Below are 3,934 nucleotides of genomic sequence, written 5' to 3'. Positions count from 1 at the left end.
CTCAATTCTTGAGACATAGAGATTCAACGTTAAGTTCAGTAAAGAAAGAAAAGATTCATGAGTTACTAGCTCAAAAGGGCACTGTTGCAAATAACCACGAATGGTAAGCTGAAGACTGTTTTAGCTAAAGGTGCAGCATATGAATCCTTTCCATGGTCGGCATTTTCAGGGCGAAATCATTCTTTGGGCTGTGCGCTGGTATTGTAAATATGGCATTAGCTATCGTGAACTGCAGGAAATGCTGGCCGAACGGGGTGTGAATGTTGATCACACGACTATTTACCGTTGGGTTCAACGTTATGCTCCTGAAATAGAAAAACGTTTACGCTGGTATTGGCGTAATCCTACAGATTTACATTCATGGCATATGGATGAGACTTATATCAAAGTGAAGGGGCGATGGACTTACCTGTATCGTGCAGTTGATCAACGTGGTCATACGATTGACTTTTACCTTTCCGCTAGACGGAACAGTAAATCAGCCTATTGTTTTTTAGGAAAAATCTTCAATACGGTGAAAAAATGGCAAATTCCACGGGTCATCAATACAGATAAAGCAGCGACCTATGGCCATGCTTTATCACGATTAAAGCGAGAAGGAAAATGTCCAGTAGATATTGAGCACAGGCAGATTAAGTATAAAAATAATGTCATTGAATGTGATCATGGTAAGTTAAAGAGAATCATCAGGGCCACATTAGGATTCAAATCTATGAAGACGGCTTATGCCACAATTAAAGGTATTGAAGTCATGCGTGCACTACGTAAAGGACAAGCATCGTCATTTTATTATGGTCAGCCTCAAGGTGAAGTGTGTCTAATCAACAGGGTTTTCGGTCTCTAAGCACTTTTAAAAAGGAACTTCATCGACTCAAATCTCTATTTGCAACAGTGCCGGTCTGGCCGTCACTGTGACCATGTTCTGTGACACACTGTTAGTAGCTTTTCTGGCTTATAGTTACTGGAAATGGAAAACATGGAAAGTCTTACTGTTCATTATTCCATTCGCCTTTATTGATCTGGTTTTGCTGAGTTCAAACCTATTAAAAGTCCTGATTGGAGGCTGGGTACCAGTCGTTATTGCGGTTATTGTTTTTACCCTCATGATGACCTGGAAAAAAGGCAGAGAGATTCTTCAGGACAAACTGCAGAAGGACACGCTTCCACTGAATGTGTTTCTTGAGCACCTTGAACAGACAGGTCAGAAAGTGAGTGGAAATGCCGTATTTTTAACTGGAACGCCTCAAGTCGTACCCCATGCGCTTTTACATAATCTAAAGCATAATAAAGTTCTGCATGAACGTAATTTTTTGGTGACAATCAAGACTTCTGAAATCCCGTATGTTGATGAAGCTAAGCGAATCGTTACTGAAGTACTAGAGAATGGTTTTTTCAGAATAACGATCCATTATGGATTTAAAGAAGAGCCTAATGTGCCTCATTCATTGAAACAAGCTTTTTCAGTACTGGATCTTGAGTATGACTTAATGAATATCAGCTTCTTTGTTTCTAGAGAAAGATTAATTCCAAGTCTGTCCAGCAAGATGTCTACATGGCGTGAAAAGTTATTTGTCGCAATGCAAAAAAATACCAGCCCTGTCAGTGATTTTTATAAAATCCCTTCTAACCGGGTGGTAGAGCTAGGTAGTCAGATTGAAATTTAAGAATTTCTAAAATGAATAGGCACCTTTAAATAAGGGTGCCTATCTGATCAGAATAAATCTTTTACTTTAATTTTCCAATAGTTGACCAATCTCTAAAGCTAAATAACCACGTTCTTTAAAGATCAAAATAATTGCTTTTTTATAATCTTCAGAAGTAGAGGTCTTATATTTTGTTATAAGTTGAATTTCAGAATTAAGCTGAAGGTCATTTTTTATCGTCAACACTTCCGTAGAGACTTTATTAAAAATCTTGAAATTAAACATACAGGCGCTCTTTATCAATATTATAGCGGCCCGACTACAACAAATACCTGCCTTAGCTCAGCTAGACACCCTTGGCTGCAAGGATTACAAATTAGACAAGATTCTGCAAGTTTTGCTCCATTGAAAGTATGAATATTCAACTAAATCACTCCCCATTTAACATAATGGCGGTTATACGAAGTACACTTGTATATTAATATAAATATCAATAACTTAAAAATTTCACCATGATCACAAAATGCACAAAAATTGGCTTTTGTAATAAGTTGGTGAGTTTTTAAGCATATCTGTAACATTTTGCCAGTAAATTTGGTTAAAAAACGATCAATTTGGCAAGCAGTGCCCATTTCATCGGCTTCCTAGATCCGAAACTATCCCCAATTGCTGTGGATAAAATTTAGGCTATTTTGTAAGCCCTGGCTCATACCAATCTCGGCCCTTTGCTGCTATCCGCAATACTGGAAATTTCCTATCATGAAGACATAGAGAGCAGGATGCTCCAGATAAAAAGAATAAGATGAACAACAAGGAACGTGAGATCAGACAGGAGTCAGATCTAAGCGCCAAATATGGAAAAGCCCGACAGGATGTCGGGCTTTTTTATTGCCTATCCTTTCTCATTTGCAAAACAAACATAATGCCCCTAAAATATAGACTATAATCTATATTTTGGTTGTGGTATGTGGACAGTCATTACGACAGATCTATTTAATCAGTGGCTTGAACAGCAAGATGAACCTACACAAGAGAAGGTCCTAGCTGCCCTGGTTGTTCTACAGCAGCAGGGACCGAGTTTAGGCCGTCCTTTAGTAGATACTGTGTATGAGTCTAAATTTACCAATATGAAAGAACTGCGTGTTCAACATCGCGGTAGACCCTTAAGAGCTTTCTTCGCATTTGATCCCTTACGACAGGCTATTGTTCTATGTATTGCTGATAAAGGCGGTAAAAAGCGTTTTTATAAAGACATGCTGGATATTGCAGATGAACAATACCAACTTCATCTCACTACCCTAGGAGATAAATCTAATGGCTAAGACTCTGCAAGAATTGTTAGCTAGCCGCTCTCCAGAGAGCCAAGCCCGTATTCAAAAAATGGCTGATGAATTACTGCTAGAAAATCAGCTCCATCTTATTCGTGAAGAACTCGAAATTTCTCAAAAAGAGCTTGCTGAAACTTTGGGAATAAAACAGCCATCGCTTTCAGCAATAGAAAATCGTGGCAATGATCTTAAGATTTCAACCATGAAAAAGTATGTTGAGGCAATGGGTGGGAAGCTCCGTATTGATGTAGAGCTTCCAACAGGAAAACATATAGGATTCAACGTTTAACAATAAAAATGGGAGCTATAGGCTCCCATTTTTAGATTCGTATAACGTTGAACCCAACGGTAAATAGTCGTGTGATCAACATTCACACCCCGTTCGGCCAGCATTTCCTGCAGTTCACGATAGCTAATGCCATATTTACAATACCAGCGCACAGCCCAAAGAATGATTTCGCCCTGAAAATGCCGACCATGGAAAGGATTCATATGCTGCACCTTTAGCTAAAACAGTCTTCAGCTTACCATTCGTGGTTATTTGCAACAGTGCCGATTTTTTGAAAAAAGCATAGGTCTAGATAATCAAGCTAGATTTTTTAAAACTCCACATTGGTCAATTGTACATAAACCATCACAAGTACCTCTTAAATCAGATAGTTGTTCAATAAGCTTTTGTTGCTTGATTATATTTTCTCTGATAGCACTGACATGTAAGTCAATTAATTCATTCACATCTGAACAATTTTTCTCAGGTTTGTCTTTATAGGTAAGTAATTGACGAATTTCATTCAAACTCATATTTAAAGTTCGGCAATTCAAAATAAATTTAATTCGCTCAACATAGCCTACATCGTAAAGGCGGTAATTTCCTTCCGTTCTTTCCGGTTCCGGAATTAAACCTTCCTTTTCATAAAACCTAATTGTTAATACTGAACATGAGGTTTTTTTAGAGAGTTCACC

General features: G+C 38.1%; 6 protein-coding genes and 1 pseudogene. 4 read left to right on the top strand and 3 right to left on the bottom strand.

The annotated features are described in order from the left end of the window. The first annotated feature begins 139 nt into the window (after nt 1-139). Nucleotides 140-844 carry an IS6-like element IS1008 family transposase gene (locus MTX11_RS16235; protein WP_180181286.1) on the top strand — a complete coding sequence of 235 codons (705 nt, stop codon included), beginning with the start codon at nt 140-142 and terminating at the stop codon, nt 842-844. A gap of 31 nt (nt 845-875) precedes the next feature. Then, nucleotides 876-1,664, top strand: coding sequence for a KUP/HAK/KT family potassium transporter (locus tag MTX11_RS16230; protein WP_338129146.1), 789 nt, complete (start codon nt 876-878; stop codon nt 1,662-1,664). A 66-nt stretch (nt 1,665-1,730) separates the two neighbouring features. Here the strand turns inward: MTX11_RS16230 and MTX11_RS16225 are convergent, their stop codons facing one another. Beyond that, entirely contained in the window at nt 1,731-1,928 is a 198-nt protein-coding gene (locus MTX11_RS16225; protein WP_086044977.1) for a hypothetical protein, read from the bottom strand. 680 nt (nt 1,929-2,608) lie between these two features. Between MTX11_RS16225 and MTX11_RS16220 the strand changes: the two genes are divergently transcribed. Then, nucleotides 2,609-2,965 (top strand): type II toxin-antitoxin system RelE/ParE family toxin, encoded by a 357-nt coding sequence (locus tag MTX11_RS16220; RefSeq protein ID WP_004668307.1) that lies wholly within the window; start codon nt 2,609-2,611, stop codon nt 2,963-2,965. Beyond that, nucleotides 2,958-3,260, top strand: coding sequence for a helix-turn-helix domain-containing protein (locus tag MTX11_RS16215; RefSeq protein ID WP_001140620.1), 303 nt, complete (start codon nt 2,958-2,960; stop codon nt 3,258-3,260). Before MTX11_RS16220 ends, MTX11_RS16215 begins: the two co-directional genes overlap by 8 nt. Nucleotides 3,261-3,301: 41 nt before the next feature. Here MTX11_RS16215 and MTX11_RS16210 read toward each other — a convergent pair. Beyond that, nucleotides 3,302-3,463: pseudogene (locus tag MTX11_RS16210) on the bottom strand (IS6 family transposase); the annotation flags it as partial. A 93-nt stretch (nt 3,464-3,556) separates the two neighbouring features. Beyond that, on the bottom strand, nt 3,557-3,934 hold a 378-nt coding region (gene cadR, locus MTX11_RS16205; RefSeq protein WP_243475589.1), incomplete at its 5' end, for a Cd(II)/Pb(II)-responsive transcriptional regulator.

The sequence above is a fragment of the Acinetobacter lwoffii genome, from assembly GCF_022809915.1.
GTDB lineage: Bacteria > Pseudomonadota > Gammaproteobacteria > Pseudomonadales > Moraxellaceae > Acinetobacter > Acinetobacter lwoffii_M.
This window is presented reverse-complemented; position numbering and strand designations above follow the sequence as displayed.